The sequence below is a fragment of the Paractinoplanes abujensis genome, from assembly GCF_014204895.1.
Classification (GTDB): Bacteria; Actinomycetota; Actinomycetes; order Mycobacteriales; family Micromonosporaceae; genus Actinoplanes; species Actinoplanes abujensis.
In genome coordinates this window covers 8,094,968-8,111,693 of sequence record NZ_JACHMF010000001.1, presented here as the reverse complement: position 1 = coordinate 8,111,693, position 16,726 = coordinate 8,094,968, and the positions used below count along the sequence as shown (strand labels likewise).

The 16,726-nt window shown below is 70.0% G+C and carries 17 protein-coding genes; 5 read left to right on the top strand and 12 right to left on the bottom strand.

Translation table 11 applies throughout. The features are described 5' to 3' along the window. Nucleotides 1-3 precede the first annotated feature (3 nt). Together BKA14_RS37365 and dxr are read right to left on the bottom strand one after the other, a co-directional pair. Nucleotides 4-1,266: a M50 family metallopeptidase gene (locus tag BKA14_RS37365; protein ID WP_184955449.1), complete on the bottom strand. Its 1,263-nt coding sequence runs from the start codon at nucleotides 1,264-1,266 to the stop codon at nucleotides 4-6. After that, nucleotides 1,266-2,474: a 1-deoxy-D-xylulose-5-phosphate reductoisomerase gene (gene dxr / locus BKA14_RS37360; RefSeq protein WP_184955448.1), complete on the bottom strand. Its 1,209-nt coding sequence runs from the start codon at nucleotides 2,472-2,474 to the stop codon at nucleotides 1,266-1,268. Before dxr ends, BKA14_RS37365 begins: the two co-directional genes overlap by 1 nt. 60 nt (nucleotides 2,475-2,534) lie before the next feature. Here dxr and BKA14_RS37355 point away from each other — a divergent pair, with 60 nt between their 5' ends. Both BKA14_RS37355 and BKA14_RS37350 read left to right on the top strand, forming a co-directional pair. Next, nucleotides 2,535-3,386: a YhjD/YihY/BrkB family envelope integrity protein gene (locus tag BKA14_RS37355; protein WP_184955447.1), complete on the top strand. Its 852-nt coding sequence runs from the start codon at nucleotides 2,535-2,537 to the stop codon at nucleotides 3,384-3,386. A gap of 37 nt (nucleotides 3,387-3,423) precedes the next feature. Next, on the top strand, nucleotides 3,424-5,037 hold the full coding sequence (locus tag BKA14_RS37350) for a phytoene desaturase family protein (protein ID WP_184955446.1): 1,614 nt from the start codon (nucleotides 3,424-3,426) through the stop codon (nucleotides 5,035-5,037). A gap of 113 nt (nucleotides 5,038-5,150) precedes the next feature. On the opposite strand, the gene BKA14_RS37345 is transcribed toward BKA14_RS37350, so the two are convergent. Then, nucleotides 5,151-6,113, bottom strand: a complete 963-nt coding sequence (locus BKA14_RS37345) for a GlxA family transcriptional regulator (protein ID WP_184955445.1) — start codon at nucleotides 6,111-6,113, stop codon at nucleotides 5,151-5,153. Nucleotides 6,114-6,164: 51 nt separating this feature from the next. Here BKA14_RS37345 and BKA14_RS37340 point away from each other — a divergent pair, with 51 nt between their 5' ends. Then, nucleotides 6,165-6,542 (top strand): cupin domain-containing protein, encoded by a 378-nt coding sequence (locus tag BKA14_RS37340; RefSeq protein WP_184955444.1) that lies wholly within the window; start codon nucleotides 6,165-6,167, stop codon nucleotides 6,540-6,542. A 161-nt stretch (nucleotides 6,543-6,703) separates the two neighbouring features. Here the strand turns inward: BKA14_RS37340 and BKA14_RS37335 are convergent, their stop codons facing one another. After that, nucleotides 6,704-8,266 carry a Rieske 2Fe-2S domain-containing protein gene (locus tag BKA14_RS37335; protein ID WP_184955443.1) on the bottom strand — a complete coding sequence of 521 codons (1,563 nt, stop codon included), beginning with the start codon at nucleotides 8,264-8,266 and terminating at the stop codon, nucleotides 6,704-6,706. 127 nt (nucleotides 8,267-8,393) lie between these two features. On the opposite strand from BKA14_RS37335, the gene BKA14_RS37330 reads away from it, so the two are divergent. After that, complete coding sequence (locus BKA14_RS37330; RefSeq protein WP_239092530.1) at nucleotides 8,394-8,627, top strand: DUF2631 domain-containing protein; 234 nt, start codon at nucleotides 8,394-8,396, stop codon at nucleotides 8,625-8,627. 56 nt (nucleotides 8,628-8,683) lie between these two features. On the opposite strand, the gene BKA14_RS37325 is transcribed toward BKA14_RS37330, so the two are convergent. The 8 genes from BKA14_RS37325 to BKA14_RS37290 all read right to left on the bottom strand — a co-directional run bounded on the left by BKA14_RS37325 (nucleotide 8,684) and on the right by BKA14_RS37290 (nucleotide 16,201). After that, nucleotides 8,684-9,832, bottom strand: coding sequence for a DivIVA domain-containing protein (locus tag BKA14_RS37325; protein ID WP_184955441.1), 1,149 nt, complete (start codon nucleotides 9,830-9,832; stop codon nucleotides 8,684-8,686). A gap of 37 nt (nucleotides 9,833-9,869) precedes the next feature. Beyond that, nucleotides 9,870-11,048, bottom strand: a complete 1,179-nt coding sequence (gene rlmN, locus BKA14_RS37320; RefSeq protein WP_184955440.1) for a dual-specificity RNA methyltransferase RlmN — start codon at nucleotides 11,046-11,048, stop codon at nucleotides 9,870-9,872. 40 nt (nucleotides 11,049-11,088) lie between these two features. Next, entirely contained in the window at nucleotides 11,089-11,928 is an 840-nt protein-coding gene (locus BKA14_RS37315; protein ID WP_438861933.1) for a phosphatidate cytidylyltransferase, read from the bottom strand. Nucleotides 11,929-12,119: 191 nt separating this feature from the next. Next, nucleotides 12,120-12,677, bottom strand: a complete 558-nt coding sequence (gene frr, locus BKA14_RS37310; protein WP_184955438.1) for a ribosome recycling factor — start codon at nucleotides 12,675-12,677, stop codon at nucleotides 12,120-12,122. 41 nt (nucleotides 12,678-12,718) lie between these two features. Continuing rightward, entirely contained in the window at nucleotides 12,719-13,477 is a 759-nt protein-coding gene (gene pyrH, locus BKA14_RS37305) for a UMP kinase (RefSeq protein ID WP_184955437.1), read from the bottom strand. 103 nt (nucleotides 13,478-13,580) lie between these two features. Continuing rightward, entirely contained in the window at nucleotides 13,581-14,411 is an 831-nt protein-coding gene (gene tsf / locus BKA14_RS37300; protein ID WP_184955436.1) for a translation elongation factor Ts, read from the bottom strand. 32 nt (nucleotides 14,412-14,443) lie between these two features. Further along, nucleotides 14,444-15,337 (bottom strand): 30S ribosomal protein S2, encoded by an 894-nt coding sequence (rpsB, locus tag BKA14_RS37295; RefSeq protein WP_184955435.1) that lies wholly within the window; start codon nucleotides 15,335-15,337, stop codon nucleotides 14,444-14,446. Between the two features lie 219 nt (nucleotides 15,338-15,556). Then, complete coding sequence (locus BKA14_RS37290; RefSeq protein WP_184955434.1) at nucleotides 15,557-16,201, bottom strand: hypothetical protein; 645 nt, start codon at nucleotides 16,199-16,201, stop codon at nucleotides 15,557-15,559. A 156-nt stretch (nucleotides 16,202-16,357) separates the two neighbouring features. Between BKA14_RS37290 and BKA14_RS37285 the strand changes: the two genes are divergently transcribed. Further along, the gene (locus tag BKA14_RS37285; RefSeq protein ID WP_184955433.1) at nucleotides 16,358-16,717 is read left to right on the top strand and encodes a YraN family protein; all 360 of its coding nucleotides are present in this window, start codon (nucleotides 16,358-16,360) and stop codon (nucleotides 16,715-16,717) included. The last annotated feature ends 9 nt before the right edge of the window (nucleotides 16,718-16,726 follow it).

Below are 16,726 nucleotides of genomic sequence, written 5' to 3'. Positions count from 1 at the left end.
CACCTATTTGAAGATCGTGATCGGGTTGATGATGTCGGCGGTAACGGTCAGCAGGGTGAACGCACCGCCAATCAGGATGACTGCATAGGTGACAGGCATCAGCTTGTAGTAGTCGACACGGCCCGGGTCGGGCTTACGGAATCGAGCGTAGAGCCACGATCGGACGCGCTCGTACCAGGCGATCGCGATGTGACCGCCGTCCAACGGCAGCAGCGGCAGCAGGTTGAAGATGCCGATGAAGACGTTGAGCGAGATGAAGATGTTGAGGAAGAGCTCGGGCACGCCGTTCTCGAGGGCCTCGCCACCGAGCCGGCTCGCGCCGACCACGCTGATCGGGGTCTCGGGGTCACGCTCGGCGCCGGTGATCGAGTGCCACAGGGCCGGGATCTTGTCGGGGATCCGCTTCATGGCCTCGAACGTGTTCTTGAACAGGAACCAGCCGTAGTCGGCGGTCGCCCCGAACCCGTCGGCCGCGCTGTATTCGATCATCGTGGGCACGCTGCGCTGGTCCCAGCCGACGCCGGCCACCGAGACCGTGGTCGTCGCGCCCTCGGAGTCGGTGATCGGCGCGCGCTGGGCGGCCACCAGGTCGACGTTCGCCGTGGCGGTCGCGCCGGCCCGCTGATACTCCACCGGCACCGGGCCCGCCGGGAGCGCCCGGATGGCCTCGGTGAGCTGCCCGTACGTGGTGATCGGGGTGTCGCCGACCCGCGTGATCAGGTCGCCGTCGCGCAGGCCGGCCGCGAACGCCGGGCCCGCGATCGCGCCGTTCTGACCGGGGACGCACTCCTGCTGGGTGGTCGGCAGGTTGACCCAGGTGCACTCGGTGATCGTGATGACCGGCTTCTGGGCCAGCGTGTCGGCGTCGGTCTGCGGGTAGGCCGTGTTGGGCAGGCCGAGCGAGATCGCGGCGAAATACGCGGCCACGGCGGCCAGCATGAAGTGGGTGATCGAACCGGCCGACATGACGATCGTGCGTTTCCACACCGGGAACCGCCACATCGCGCGGGGCTGGTCCTCCGGGGCGACGTCGTCGTCCTGCGGCGTCATGCCGACGATCTTGCAGAAGCCGCCGAGCGGGATCGCCTTGAGCCCGTATTCCGTCTCGCCCCGCTGGAACGAGAAGATCGTGGGCCCGAACCCGACGAAGTAGCGCGACACCTTCATGCCGAAGCCCTTGGCCGTGAGCATGTGGCCGAGCTCATGCAGGCTCACAGAGATCAGGATGGCCAGCGCGAACGCGGCCACCCCCAGCCAGTACAGCATCAAGCTCCTTCTGCCGCAGTAGCGATCATCTGCTGGGCCTGGGTGCGCGCCCAGGACTCGGCCGCGAGCACCTCTTCGACGGTACTCGGCTCGGCAAATCGAGGAGCCGCCGCGAGCACCTGTTCCAGTGTGTCGACGATGCCCAGAAAAGGTAGCCGACCGGCGACGAAAGCGGCCACACACTCCTCGTTGGCCGCGTTGTAGATCGCCGGGCGGCAGTGGCCCTCGCGGCCGGCCTGCTTGGCCAGGCGCACGGCCGGGAAGGCCTCGTCGTCGAGCGGGCGCAGCTCCCAGTTGTGCGCCTCCCGCCAGTCGACGCCCGCGGCCGCCCCCGGCACCCGCTCGGGCCAGGCCAGCGCGAGCGCGATCGGCAGGCGCATGTCGGGCGGGCTGGCCTGGGCCAGCGTCGACCCGTCGGCGAACTCGACCATCGAGTGCAGCACCGACTGCGGGTGCACCATCACCTCGATGTCGTCGTAGGCCACGTTGAACAACTCGTGTGCCTCGATCACCTCGAGCGCCTTGTTCACCATCGTGGCCGAATTGATCGTGACGACCGGGCCCATGTCCCACGTCGGGTGTTTGAGCGCCTCGTCGGGTGTGACGTTCGTCAGCTCGTCGCGGCGCCGGTCGCGGAACGCTCCCCCGCTGGCGGTCAGCACGAGCCGGCGCACCTCGCCCGTCGTGCCGCCGCGCAGGCACTGGGCCAGCGCCGAGTGCTCGGAGTCGACCGGGACGATCTGCCCCGGTTTGGCGATGCGCCGCACCAGCGGGCCCCCGGCGACCAGCGACTCCTTGTTGGCCAGGGCGAGGATGCGGCCCGACTCGAGGGCGGCCAGCGTGGGGGCCAGGCCGAGGCTGCCCACCACGCCGTTGAGCACCACGTCACAGGGCCAGCGGGCCAGCTCGGTCATCGCGTCGGGGCCGGCCACGATCTTGGGCAGCTTGAAGTCGCCGGTCGCCCAGCCGCGGCGCTGCGCCTCGGCGTAGAAGGCGAGCTGCAGATCCTGCACCGCAGTGGCCCGCGCCACGCCGACCACCTCGACGCCCAGCTCGAGGGCCTGGGCCGCCAGCGACTCGACGTTTCCGCCGCCCGCGCCGAGCGCCACGACCCGGAACTTGTCCGGGTTGCGGCGCACGATGTCGATGGCCTGGGTGCCGATGGACCCGGTCGAGCCGAGCAGTACGAGATCCCGCATGCCGCCCATCTTTCCGGACCGGTGCGACACTCTCGCGTCGGGCTGCGGGCAACTGGGTATGTGGATCACATGACGGGGTGGCTCCGCCGGACGGCGCATGTGGTGGGGATGCCGTTCCGGCCGCTGCGGGGACGCGATCTGGCGCTGCACGCGGCGGCGGTCACGTTCTACGGCGGGATCGCGGTGGTGCCGATCGCCTTGCTCGCGATCTGGATCACCGGCTTGATCGCGGGCGCCGACCGGGTGCGCAGGCTCACCGGCCGCACCATCACCGCGCTGCCCGACCAGATCGGCGCGCCGCAGGCCTTGAGCGCCCTGATCGACGCCGGGCTGCACCTGACTCCGTTGTTCGCGCTGGCCAGCCTGCTTCCGGCCACCCTGTACGGCGAGGGTCTGCGCCGGGCCTTCGTGTCGCTGCGCAGCCGCGAACCGGGCGTCGAGTCGCTGGTCGGCTGGCGGGGCCGGCTGGCCTGGCTGCCCTTGATGGCCGCGGCCCCGGCCCTGACGCTGGCCATGTTCCTCGCACTGCCCTCGACCAGCGAGCTCTGGCTGCGGGGCGGCTGGTACTCCGTGCTCGGCGTCGTGCTCTCGTTCCTGGCCGCCTGGCTGGTGCTCACGCCGGTGCTGATCTGGGTCTACCGCTACGTGGCGCCGGACCGCCCGCGCTGGCTCTCGACGGTGCTGGTCGGGTCGTTCTTCGCGGCCAACCTGTCCGGTTTTCTGCACGGCTTCGTGCTGTTCTGCTCGTTCCCCCTCGACTTGGGCGCGCCGTTCGGCGGCTTCGACGAGATCGGCGGCATGGTGGCGGTCGGGCTGTGGCTGTATCTGTTCCACGTGATCGTGCTGGCCGGTTACGCCGCGACCCGCAGCGCGAGCGTCTACCAGAATCGACGTGAATCAGCTTCACGTACGAACAGTTGAGGATCACTCACGAGGTCAGCCGCTACGCTCAAGCGTCATGACCGCTCACCCCGCCGCCGGGCTCCCCACCCGCGCCGACGTAGTGATCATCGGCGCCGGTCACAACGGCCTCGTCTCCGCGATCCTGCTGGCCCGGGCCGGCCTCGACGTCGTCGTCCTCGAGGCCACCGACGTGATCGGCGGGGCCGCCCGCACCGAGCGCCCGTTCCCCCAGGCGCCCGGCCTCGGCCAGTCCACCGGGTCCTACCTGCTGGGCCTGATGCCGCCCGAGCTGCTGCGCACGCTGGACGTCGACATTCCCGTGCTGCGCCGCGACCCGCACTACTTCCTGCCCACGCCCGGCCCGGCCGGCTCGCCCTACCTGCTGTTCGGCCGCGACCACGCGTCGACCCGCGAACAGCTCGAACGCTTCTTCTCGCCGCGTGACGCCGCCGCCGACGAGCAGCTGGCAGTCGAGATCGGCGCGCTGCGGGCCGACCTCGCCCCGGCCTGGCTGCAGGAACCGGGCAGCGTCGAACAGATCGCCGACCGTTACATCCGCCCCCAGCTGCAAAGCACGTTCATCGACCTCGTCCGCGGCTCGGTGGCCGACTACCTGGCCCGGTTCGGCTTCAAGAGCGAGCTGCTGGTGAGCATGTACGCGGTGACCGACGGGCTCTCCGGCCTCAACGCGGGCCCCGACGACCCCGGCACCGGCCACAACTTCCTGGTGCACAACATGTGCCGCCTGCCCGACTCGGACGGCACCTGGATGATCGCCGAGGGCGGCATGGGCACCGTCACCCGCACGTTCGCCGATGCGGCGCGCGCGGCCGGCGCCCAGATTTTCACCGAGGCCCCCGTACGGGCCGTCACTGTCGACGGCGGGGCCGCCAGCGGGGTCGTGCTGGCCGACGGCCGCTCCGTCGCCGCCCGCGTCGTGCTCGGCTCCTGCGACCCGTACCGGCTGATCGACCTGGTGCCGTCCGGCGCCCTGCCCGCCGAGCTGACCGAGCGCATGACCGCGGTGAAGCGTCCCGGCAGCACGCTCAAGCTCAACCTGGCCCTGCGCGGCCTGCCCGAGTTCACCTGCCTGCCGCCCGGCTCGGCCTCCCCGTTCGGGTCGACGATCCACCTGCTGCCCGGTTCGGCCGGTCTGGCCGGTCAGCCCGGCACCGACTCCCCCATGGCCGCCCTGCGCGCGATGTGGGCCGACGTGCAGGCGGGCCGGCTGCCCGCGGAGCCGACCATCGAGTGGTATCTGCACACCACGGTCGATCCCACGCTGCAGGACGCCGAGGGTCACCACTCGTCGGCCCTGTTCGTGCAGTCGGTTCCCTACACGCCCGCGGGTTCCTCGTGGGATCAAGAGCTTCCCGCGTACGTGGACCGGCTGCTCGACATCTGCGAACAGTACGCACCCGGCACGCGCGACCTGATCGTCGACATGATGCCGCTCACGCCGCCCGGCATCGAACAGCACTTCGGCATCACCGGCGGCCACATCCACCACGTCGACAACACGGTCGCCTTCGACGAGCGCATGCCCTACTTCACCGGCCTCGACGGGCTGTACGCGGGTTCGGCGGGCGCGCACCCGGCGGGCAGCGTGATCGGCGCCGCCGGCCACAACGCCGCCCGGCGCATCCTGCGCGACCTGTCGATCGGCTGACCCACTTCTCGGCCGCTCCGCTTGGGGCCGGTCCGCAGCGGGCTGCTGCGGGCTGGGCCGGGCTGCTGCGGGCCGAGTAGCTGCGGCCGGGTGCCGCGAGACGGGCGCTTCGATCAGCCGGTGAAGCGGCGGCGGTAGTCGGCCGGGCTGACGCCCACGTGCCGCTTGAACAGGGACCGCATGTTGGCGCCGGTGCCCAGGCCCGAGCGGTGCGCCACGATCTCCAGCCCGTGGGTGCCCTGCTCGATCAGGCGGCAGGCCAGGGTGACCCGCTCGACGGTCAGCCAGGCCAGCGGGGTGGTGCCCAGTTCGGCCCGGAACCGGCGGTGCAGGCTGCCCGTGCTCAGGCCGGCCCGGCGGGCCAGGTCGGCCACGGTGATCGGCTCGTTCAGGCGCTGCTGGGCCCAGGCCAGAGCGGGCGCCAGGGACTGGCCGGCGGCCGGGGGCATCGGGCGCTCCACGAACTGGCGCTGACCGCCGTCGCGGTAGGCGGCGAAGACGAGGCGGCGGCTGACGTGGTTGGCGACCTCGGCGCCGTGGTCGAGCCGGACGATGTGCAGTCCGAGGTCGAGCGCAGCGGCGCTGCCGGCCGAGGTCAGGACGTCGCCGTCGTCGACGAACAGGACGTCGGGTTCGAGAGTGACCGCGGGGAAGCGCTGCCTGAACTCGTCGGCCAGATGCCAGTGGACCGCCGCCCGGCGCCCGTCCAGCAGACCGGCTTCGGCCAGGGTGAAAGCGCCGGTGCAGAGGCCGACCAGGCGGGCCCCGCGCTGGTGGGCGCGGCGTAGGGCGGCCAGCAGGACGGGCCGGGACGGGGTTTCGACGTACGGCCGGTTCGGCACGATCACGGTGTCGGCCTGGTCGATCTCGTCGAGCCGCCCGACCGCGCCGATGCTGAACAGGGAGTCCCGCATCGGGGTCGAGCGGCGCGGGGCGACCACCCTGAGGTCGTAGAGCGGGAACCCGATCTCGGGTCGCAGCGGGCCGCCGAAGATCTCGCAGGCGCAGCCGACCTCGAACGGGTTGGACTGCTCGTCGACGACGAGGACGACCCGGTGTGAGGATCCTTGCGGCATCGGCCATTCCTACCACTGCTGCCGGACAGTCCGCGGGGTGATGATCGCAGCATGCTGACGAAATACGCGGTCGCGGACGAGGCGGCCGGCCTCACCGAGTTCTGGTCCCAGCGGGTGCTCACCGAGGCCAACGGCAACCTGTTCAAGGTCGCGAAGGGCACCCGATCGGCCAACTGGCACGCCCACGACGACCAGGACGAGACGTTCCTGCTGCTCGCGGGTCACCTGACCGTCCAGCTCCGCGACGGCGACGTGCACCTGTCACCCGGCGACCTGCTGGTCATCCCGCGCGGCGTCGAACACTGTCCCCGCGTGGACGGCGACGAGGAGGCCCACTTCCTCCTGATCGGCCCGGCCGTGACGTCGAACGCCGCCGGCGGTAAACCCGACTGGAGCCACGCCGGCGGCACCCCCACCAGCACGCCCTGACGCGCTTTTCGGGGGTGGGCGCTTGGGGGTTGGGCGCAACCACTCACGCACGTCGCCGTGGTGGGGTGAGCGTTTTGGGCGCGCCAGCGCCCTGCTCGCCCCGCCGCGGCCCCCGCGGGAGCGACGGTCCGTACCCACCACCCCGCGAGGACATCTGCCTTTTATGCCTTTTCGGTCTTCTCTGCCCGGATCTTGTGCCCGACGCTGGTCAGGCACCGGCCGCTGGGCAGGTCGAACTTCCAGCCGTGCAGCTGGCAGGTCAGCACGTTCCCCTCGACCATGCCGAAGCGGCTCAGGTCGGCCTTGAGGTGCGGGCAGCGGCGCTGCACGGTCCAGTCGCCCAGCACCGTGTCTTCCGCCTCGACGGCCTTTTCGTGCTCGTCGTACCAGCCCTCGGCGTACTGCAGGCGCTCCTCGGAGAGGCACTTGAAGAACGCGTAGACGTACTCGTTGTACTGCCCGATGCGGGCGGCGGAGAAGCGGCAGCTGAGGAAGAGCGAGTTGACCCAGTCGCCCTCGTCGATGTGGATGAGGTGCTCGATCAGGGCGCGGCCGGTCTTGAAGCGGTAGCGCACCTTCTCGTCGGCGTAGGGGCGGACCTGCTTGCCGGGGAAGTCGACGACGATCGACTCGATGACGTTGCCGTCGGGGCCGAACGTGTCGGTCAGGTCGAAGCGGACGGGGCCGCCGACGCCCTGGGCCATGTAGATCGACTCTTCGAGCAGGGGCTCGATGCGCTTCTTGAGCGCGCCCAGCACGTCGATCTCGGGGTGCCGCCAGGAGGCCTTCTCGGCGGCGATGACCGGGGCCTTGCGCTCCCGCATCTCCTCGAGGTGGGCCTGCTTGTTGGCGAAGAACTCGTCGACGTCGGTGGGGTGCGTGGTGGTCGCTTTCCCGTCGGCGTCGAGGGAGGTCTCGCTGCCCGGGAGCAGGACGATGCCGTTGGTGCCGCCGACCTTGGCGTACTCCGCCATGAAGACCGACTGGTCGGGGAAGATGTTGCCCTCGTCGCCGTGGATGTCGTTGAACTGCCAGAGCGTGTCGTCGAGGAAGCACGGCGGGCCGGCGATCGGGAAGACGTGGTCGGCCTTGAGGTCGTCGATGTAGCGCCACGTGCGGTCGAACTGGCGGTCGCGCTTCTGCTTGCCGAAGGCGGTCTTGGCCGCGTCGGGCAGTTCGTAGACCATCGGATACCAGATCGCGCCGGAGAACTGCAGCATGTGGGCGTGCACGTGGCCGAGCTCGTTGAACCGGGTCAGGTCGGTGGGCCGGGCGTCGTTCTGGTTGAGCACGCGGACGCCGTTGTGCTCGACCCACAGCGAGGAGTCGCCGATCGGGCCGTCGGTCGGGCTGATCAGGGCCTGGATCATGATCTTGAGGCCGCCGTCGAGCTCGTGCACCTCGTCCGACCGGGTCTTGTAGAAGCTGGTGAAGCCGAGGTCGCGCAGCTCGTCCTCGAGCTGGCTGGTCGGATACTCCGGCAGCAGCACCGTCGCCTTTTTGCTGATGAAGCGCTTGAGGTGCTCGGCGTCGAAGTGGTCGCGGTGCAGGTGCGACACGTAGAGGTAGTCGACGTCGCCCAGGGTCTCCCAGTCGAGCAGCGAATTGTCGGGGAAGGGGAACCAAGAGGCGAAATAGGCGGGATTGACCCACGGGTCGCACAGAATGCTGCCCGCGGCGGTGTCGATCCGCATGCTCGCGTGTCCCGTGCCCGTGATCCGCACCGTTCTACTCCCTCGATCCGTGAACCCGACCGCATCGAAGGTACCGGGTCCGGGTTGGTGGGCCGCGCGCGGAGCCGTCGTGCGAGACTGGAACCGGATGCGATCGACCTTCGAGGAAGGACCAGGCGTGGCTGCCGATCAGGAACCGGTGTATGCCCCCGACCAGCTCAAGCCGGGCAACCGCAAGCAGGCGCGACGCGCGGCGATCATCTCGGCCGCGATCATTCTGATGTTCTTCTGGGGCAACCACGAGGGCAACACCGAGAACGTCTGGCTCGTCGTCTTCGCGGTGGGGCTCGTCGGCGCGGTGCTGGCCGACGTGGTGCTGCGGCGCAACGGCTTGAAGCCCGAAGACCAGTAGGCGCGGTTCCACCGAGCGACAAGGAAAAGGGGCCCTCGATCGGGGCCCCTTTCCTGTCAGCGGCGTCGGGTCAGAATGTCCTTGACCTCGCGGAGCGCGGCGTCGACCTCGGCCTCGAAGTAGCCGCCGGGCACCAGGCCGAACTGCAGCATGTCGAGATCATTTTCCGGTACGGGCATCGGGCCGCGGCCGGTCATCGCCTGCAGGATGCCCTCGAACAGCCGGTCGACCTGGCTGGGGTCGTAACCACTGCCGAAGCGCCGCGGCTGGAACGTGCGCCGCAGCTGGTCGACCCGGTAGAGCTCGCCGCCGGGCTCGCCCATCGGCGGGGGCAGCTGAGGCTGCTGGGGCTCGCCGTAACCCATCGGCGGGCCGCTCATCGGGGCGTTGCCCATCGGCGGGCCACCCATGGGCGGGCCGCTCATCGGGGGGCCGCCGTAACCGCCACGCGGATCCTGCTGCTCGCGCTGCGGCATGCGGATCTCGGCGGTCATGTCGGTTTTGCCGTGCCGGCCCGCCTCGAACCCGTCGAAGCCACCGGTCGGCTGCTCGAAGCTGCCCGTGTCGTAGCCGCCCCGGTCGTAGCCGCGCGGGTCACGCGGGTCGCGAGGGTCACGGTCGTACGCCGGCGGGGGCGGACCGGCGGGGCGCTGCGGCAACTGCGGCTGCTGCGGCTGGCCGTAACCGGTGGGCTCGTCGTACCGCCCGTACGGGTCGGGCGGCATCTGGCCACGCTGCGGGGGCTGCTGCTGAAAGCGGTCGTCGCGGACCGGCGGAGCGGGCAGGCGCTCGGTGGGCGGGGCCATCCGGCCGCCCATGCCACCGCCGGCCATGCCGCCCATGCCCTGGCCGCCGCCCATGCCGCCACCGCTCATGGCCGCACCCAGGCCGGGCTTGGCCGCGGAGAGGCCGCCGCGCAGGGAGTCACGCATCGGGTCGGGCGCGGGCGCGCCCCGGCCACCCCTGTCCTCGAGCTCGGCCAGCTGGCGCTCGACACGGTCCAGGTGCAGGTCGACCTGCCACTCGTCGTAGCCGCCGAAGCGCACGCGGAAGACCACGTCGTGCACCTCCTGCGCGCCGACGGGCGGGCCCACCTGCTCGCCTTGGAGCGTGGCCTCGACCCGGTCGAGGAAGGAATCGACCTCATCCACCTTGTAGCCGCGGCGCAGAGCACGCCGCCGGAAACGTTGCCCCTGACTCGTCACAACGTCTCCCACTCCGCTCGCTGGGACCTGCGCCCAGTCACTGTGCCACCTCCGCGTCGGCGGCGGCGCCCCCAGCGCTCGCCTCCGTGAGCTCGCCCGCGGCCAGCTGGCCACAGGCGCCGTCGATTTCCCGGCCACGGGTGTCGCGGACCGTCGTCGATATCCCGGCCTCGCGCAGCCGGCGGACGAACTCGCGCTCGACCGGTTTCGGACTCGCATCCCACTTGCTGCCGGGTGTCGGGTTCAGCGGGATGAGATTCACATGCGCCAGCTTGCCGCGCAGAAGTTTGCCGAGCAGATCGGCACGCCACGGCTGATCGTTGACGTCCCTGATCAGGGCGTACTCGATCGAGATCCGGCGTCCGGTCCGGGCCGCGTAATCGAACGCGGCATCGAGCACCTCGGCCACCTTCCAGCGCTGGTTGACGGGCACTAGCTCATCGCGCAGATCATCATCGGGGGCATGCAGGGACAACGCAAGGGTCACATTGAGGTCTTCGGCCGTCAAACGGCGGATAGCGGGCACCAGACCCACGGTGGAGACCGTGATGTGCCGTTGCGAAAGCCCGAGACCCTCCGGCGCCGGGGTGGTGAGCCTGCGCACAGCCTCGATCACCCGGGGGTAATTGGCCAGCGGCTCGCCCATGCCCATGAAGACGACGCGGGACAGCCGCGGCGGCGCGCCGGTGACCGCGCCCGAGGCGGCCACGCCGGCCAGGTAGACCACCTGGTCGACGATCTCGGCGATCGAGAGGTTGCGGGTCAGGCCCTGCTGGCCGGTGGCGCAGAACGGGCAGGCCATGCCGCAGCCGGCCTGGCTCGAGACGCACGCCGTCACCCGATCGGGGTAGCCCATCAGGACACTTTCCACGAGCGAGCCGTCGTGCAGCCGCCACAGCGTCTTGCGGGTGGCGCCGTCGTCGCAGGCCAGCTCGCGGACGGGGGTGAGCAGCGTGGGCAGCAGGTCACCGGTGAGCCGGGCGCGGGACGCGGCGGGCAGATCCGTCATCGCGTCGACGTCGCGCACGAGGCGGCCGAAGTAGTGGGTGGAGATCTGCTTGGCCCGGAACGCGGGCTCGCCGAGGCTGGTGACGGCCGCCTGGCGGGCCGCGAGGTCGAGGTCGGCGAGGTGACGCGGGGGCATCGATGGACGGCGCTTGGTGGCCACCGCGTCGGGCTGGTCGAGGCTGGTCGGGATGACCGGAAGAATCGTCATGGCAGAACCAGTCTCGCACGCTTGCCTGTGTGCGTGCCGGTCACGTGTTCGCCCCGATCAGAGCGAACAGAAGGTAGGCCGTGGGGACGGCGAACAGGATTGAGTCGAGCCGGTCCATCAGGCCGCCGTGCCCGGGCAGCAGGTTGCTCATGTCCTTGAGGCCCAGATCGCGCTTGAGCATCGACTCGGCCAGGTCACCGGCGACGGCCACCACCGAGAGCAACGCGCCGAACAGCACGCCCCAGAACCAGGGAATGTCCAGCAGGAAGTGCAGCAGCAGGGCGCTGCCGACGGCGGCCGAGACGACCGAGCCGGTGAAGCCCTCCCAGGTCTTGCCGGGGCTGATCGACGGGGCCATCTTGTGCTTGCCGAAGAAGACGCCGACCGCGTAGCCACCTGTGTCGGAAAGCACCACGGCGAGCAGGGTGCACAGCACCCGCCACTGGCCGTCCTCGCCGGCGTCGGGCAGCTGGAGCAGCACACCGAAGCTCAGCAGGAACGGCACGTAGATCGAAATCATGACGCTGGCCACGAAATCGCGGCGGAACGCGGCCACGCCGTCGGCTATGCGCCAGATCACGGATGCGGCGATCGTCACCAGCAGGCCCAGCAGCAGCGCGTCGGGGCCTTCGCGCCAGGCCAGGCCGACCATCAGCAGCGAGCCGGCGACCAGCGGAATGAGCGGAGCGTCGGCGCCCGTGGCCCGCAGAGCCCGGACCATCTCGTAGACGCCGACCGCGGAGGCCAGCGCGATGACGCCCAGGAACGCGTCGGGCCAGATGACCAGAGAGCCCAGCACCACCAGGACCAGGCCGACGCCGACACCGATCGCGGCCGGCAGGTTGCGGCCGGCCCGGCCCTTGGCGCGCCTGCGACCCATCTGCGGCTTTTGTTCGGTCGTCGGGATGATGTGTTCCGGCGCCGGAACGTTGCGGTCAGACGCCGGAACGTTGCGGTCAGACGCCGGAACCAGAGGAAGCTGCCCGGTCGGGACGTCCTCGCCCGCGTGCCAGGCGGGCACGCTCGTGTCGTCGCCGGCGCTCTGCCCGGCACGCGGATCGAGGTAGGACATCAGACCTCGAGCAACTCGGCTTCCTTGTGCTTGACGAGCTCGTCGACCACAGACACGTACTTGTGGGTGGTGTCGTCGAGCTCCTTCTCGGCGCGACGGCCCTCGTCCTCGCCGGCCTCCCCGTCCTTGACCAGGCGGTCCAGCTGCTCCTTGGCCTTGCGGCGCACGTTGCGGATCGCCACCCGGCCTTCCTCCGCCTTGCTGCGCGCGACCTTGATCATGTCGCGGCGCCGCTCCTCGGTCATCTGCGGCAGGTGGATGCGCAGCTGGGTGCCCTCGTTGTTGGGGTTGACCCCGAGGTCCGAGTCGCGGATGGCCCGCTCGATCGCGCCGAGCTGCGACGCGTCGTACGGCTTGACGATGACCATGCGCGGCTCCGGGACGCCGACCGAAGCCATCTGCGTCACCGGCGTGGGCGCGCCGTAGTAGTCGACCACGATCTTGGAGAACATGGCCGGGGTGGCCCGCCCCGTACGGATCGCGGCGAACTCCTCCTTGGCGTGCTCTACCGCGCTCTCCATCTTTTCTTCGGCCTCGAAGAGGGTCTCGTCGATCACCGGCTCTTCTCGCCTCCCTTGCTTTCCTCGGTGGTGGGTTGTCAGGCGGTGATCAGGGTGCCGATCTTCTCGCCGCTCACGGCGCGAATGATCGTGTCGTCGCCCTGGGCACCGAAGACCAGCATGGGCAGGTCGTTCTCCTCACAGAGGCTGAAGGCGGCCTGGTCGGCCACGCGCAGGCCCTGCTGAATCACGTCTTGGAAGGTGAGCCGGTCGAGCTTCTTGGCGTCGGGGTCGACGCGGGGGTCGGCGCTGTAGACGCCGTCGACACCGTTCTTGCTCATCAGCACGACGTCCGCGTGGATCTCGAGGGCGCGCTGGGCGGTGACGGTGTCGGTGGAGAAATACGGCATGCCGGCGCCGGCGCCGAAGATGACGCAGCGGCCCTTCTCGAGGTGCCGGATGGCGCGCAGCGGGATGTAGGGCTCGGCGACCTGGGCCATCGTGATCGCGGTCTGCACCCGCGTCTCGACGCCCTCCTTCTCGAGGAAGTCCTGCAGGGCCAGGCCGTTCATGACCGTGCCGAGCATGCCCATGTAGTCGGCGCGATTGCGGTCCATGCCACGCTTCTGCAGCTCGGCCCCGCGGAAGAAGTTGCCGCCGCCCACGACGACGGCGACCTGGATGCCGCGGCGGATCACGGTGGCGATCTGCCGGGCGATGCCCTGCACGATGTCGGGGTCGACGCCGACCGCGCCCCCGCCGAACACCTCACCGGAGAGTTTGAGCACGACCCGGCGGGGCCGCGCGGGCGGGTTCGAACTGCCAACCGGAACTGCCTGCTCGGTCACCAATGTCATGAGACCCGCCTTCCCTTCGAACGCTCAGCAGAGACCTTATGGGAGAAGGAGGCCGGACGCAGAATCGCGTACCCGGCCTCCCTTGCCTCCATCGGCGGCCCGCTTACTCCTGGCCGACCTCGAACCGGACGAAGCGGGTGATGGTCAGCCCGGCCTCGTCCGCGATCTGCTTGACGGTCTTCTTGTTGTCGACGACCGAAGCCTGCTCGAGCAGAACGAAGTCCTTGAAGAAGGAGTTCACCCGGCCCTCGACGATCTTGGGCAGGGCCTTCTCGGGCTTGCCCTCCTCCTTGGCCGTCTCCTCGGCGATGCGGCGCTCGGACTCGACGACGTCGGCCGGCACCTCCTCGCGGGTGAGGTAGCGCGGGCGCATGGCGGCGGCCTGCATGCCGATGCCACGGGCGTCCGCGTCGGCGGCCTCGTCCGACTTGCCGGTGTACTCCACCAGCACGCCGACCTGCGGCGGCAGGTCCTGCGCCTTGCGGTGCAGGTAGACCGCGACGGTGCCGTCGAGGATCACGAAGCGGTTCACGACGATCTTCTCGCCGATCTTCGCGGAGTACTCCTGGACCGTGTCGGCGACGGTCTTGCCGTCCGGCAGCGTGGCGGCCAGCAGGGCGGCCGCGTCGGCGACCTTGTTCTGCTCGCCCAGCTCGACCAGCTGCTGACCCAGCGCGACGAAGTCGGGGGTCTTGGCGACGAAGTCGGTCTCGCAGTTGAGCTCGAGCAGCGCGCCGCCCGAGTGGGCGACGATGCCGTTGGCCGCGGTGCGGCCGGCCCGCTTGCCGACGTCCTTCGCGCCCTTGATGCGCAGGAACTCGACCGCCTGGTCGAAGTCGCCGGACGCCTCTTCGAGCGCCTTCTTGCAGTCCATCATGCCGGCACCGGTCAGATCGCGGAGCTTCTTCACGTCCGCGGCGGTGTAGTTAGCCATGACTCTCTCTCGATGTCAGGTTCGTCGGTGACTTACTCGGCGGGAGTGGCAGCGGCCGGAACCGGCTCGGCGGCGGGCGCCTCGGCCGCGGGGGCCTCGGCAGCCGCGGGCGCCGCAGCGTCGTCGGCCTTCTTCTCGGCGCCCTCGTAAAGGTCGCGCTCCCACTCGGGCAGCGGCTCGCCGGCGGCGACGGTGCCCGGCTCGGGCTTCTCGTCGGCGCCACCACGGCCCCGGCCGGAACGGGCGATCAGGCCGTCGGCCACCGCGGCCGCGATGACCTTGGTGAGCAGCTCGGCGGAGCGGATCGCGTCGTCGTTGCCCGGGATCGGGAAGTCGACCTCGTCCGGGTCGCAGTTGGTGTCCAGCACCGCGATGACCGGGATGCCCAGCTTGCGGGCCTCGTCGACCGCGATGTGCTCCTTCTTGGTGTCCACGACCCAGATCGCCGACGGCGTCTTGGTCATGTCACGGAGGCCACCGAGGGTCTTCGAGAGCTTGGTCTTCTCGCGGTAGAGCTGGAGGGTCTCCTTCTTGGTGTACCCGGCGGCGGTGCCGGTCAGGTCACCCAGGGCCTCGAGCTCCTTCATGCGCTGGAGCCGCTTGTAAACGGTCTGGAAGTTGGTGAGCATGCCGCCCAGCCAGCGGTGGTTCACGTACGGCTGGCCGACGCGGGTCGCCTGCTCGGCGATGGCTTCCTGCGCCTGCTTCTTGGTGCCGACGAAGAGGATGTGGCCACCCTCGGCGACGGTGTCACGGACGTACGCGTAGGCCTTCTCGATGTAGTCGAGCGTCTGGCGCAGGTCGATGATGTAGATGCCGTTACGCTCGGTGAAGATGAAGCGCTTCATCTTCGGGTTCCAGCGCCGGGTCTGGTGCCCGAAGTGGACACCGCTCTCCAGCAGCTGGCGCATGGTCACGACGGCCATGGTGATTACTCCTACGAATCCCTGGTTGTCGCGCTCACCGGCGGCGAGCGCCCTGGTGCCCGGTCGGCGGCCACGGTCGGACCCGAGAAGATCGAGACCAGGGAGGGCCGTCGCTGCCGGCCCCGTTCCGTTACCGGACGGACCTGACAGAGGGCACGCGAGGTCGACCGCACGAGGCGGTCGCCGTCAACCAGCATACGCCAAGCCTCGGACTGCCCCTTACGCGGCGGCCAGCCCCGCGGCGATCAGCAAGATCAACCCCGTCGGGAGGTACGCCACCGGGGGCCGCAGCCAGGTCTCGCGTGTGATCGGGCCCACCCGGGTCAGCGAGAACAGCCCGATCCCGGTGAGCGTGAACCCGAGCGTCAGCAGAACCGCCGGGACGATGGCGCCGGCCGCCGGGTCACCGGTGAACGTCGCGTCGATCAGCAGCCGGACGACCGGAATCATCAGGACAACAGTGACGACTGCGATCACGACGGACGTAACCGGGCGCTTCGACTGGTAAACGCTTTCCTGCCGCCGCTCCACCACCGGGGGGACCAGGGCCGTCGGCTCGGCCGCCGCGACCGATGGCTGGATAGTGGGGTATTCCGGACCCCGTACGGGGACACGGGACTCCGGCTCGGCCGGACGGGCATGACTGCCGGTCGACGCGACCGGGTCGGGCGCCGCGTACGAGGACGTGACCGGGCGCTGCTCGGGGAGCCGGAACGCGCCGCTCGGCCGCTCGTGGATGCCGGAGTCGTACGGGTTCGCGGCCGGGATCGAACCGGACACCTCGGCGTCGGTCGATCGTGAGTACTGACCCGGCCCGGAATACCAGCTGGGCTCGGGCTCATCGGCGTAGCGGCGTCCTTCCACGATGTCGGAACTTAAGTGAATACGGGCGTGAATGCCACCGCTGGCCTCATAACACACCTGGACGGTGACACAGAGGTTTTCCACAGTTGCGCTCTGTCCACAGATCTTGGACCGGGCCGGATGCACGGCGGGCCCGGCCGGTCCAGGTTGTGCGCCATGACGACGCAAAGGCGAGCGGTGGGCGCGTACGGCGAGAACGTCGCGGCCCAGCACCTGCAGGAGCAAGGGCTCGTGGTCCTCGACCGGAACTGGCGCTGCGCCGACGGCGAGGTCGACCTCGTGCTGCGCGACGGCCACGACATCGTGTTCTGCGAAGTGAAAACGCGCCGCAGCGACCGGTTCGGGCCCCCCGCAGCCGCGGTCACCCCGCAGAAGGTGCGCAGATTGCAGCATTTGGCGCTCCGCTGGCTGGCCGAGGCCGGCATCCGCCCCCGCGAGATCCGCTTCGACGTCGTCGAAGTGCTCCCGCAGACCCGCGGCGGCAGCCAAGTCACGCACATCCGCGCGGCGTTCTGACATCTCGGG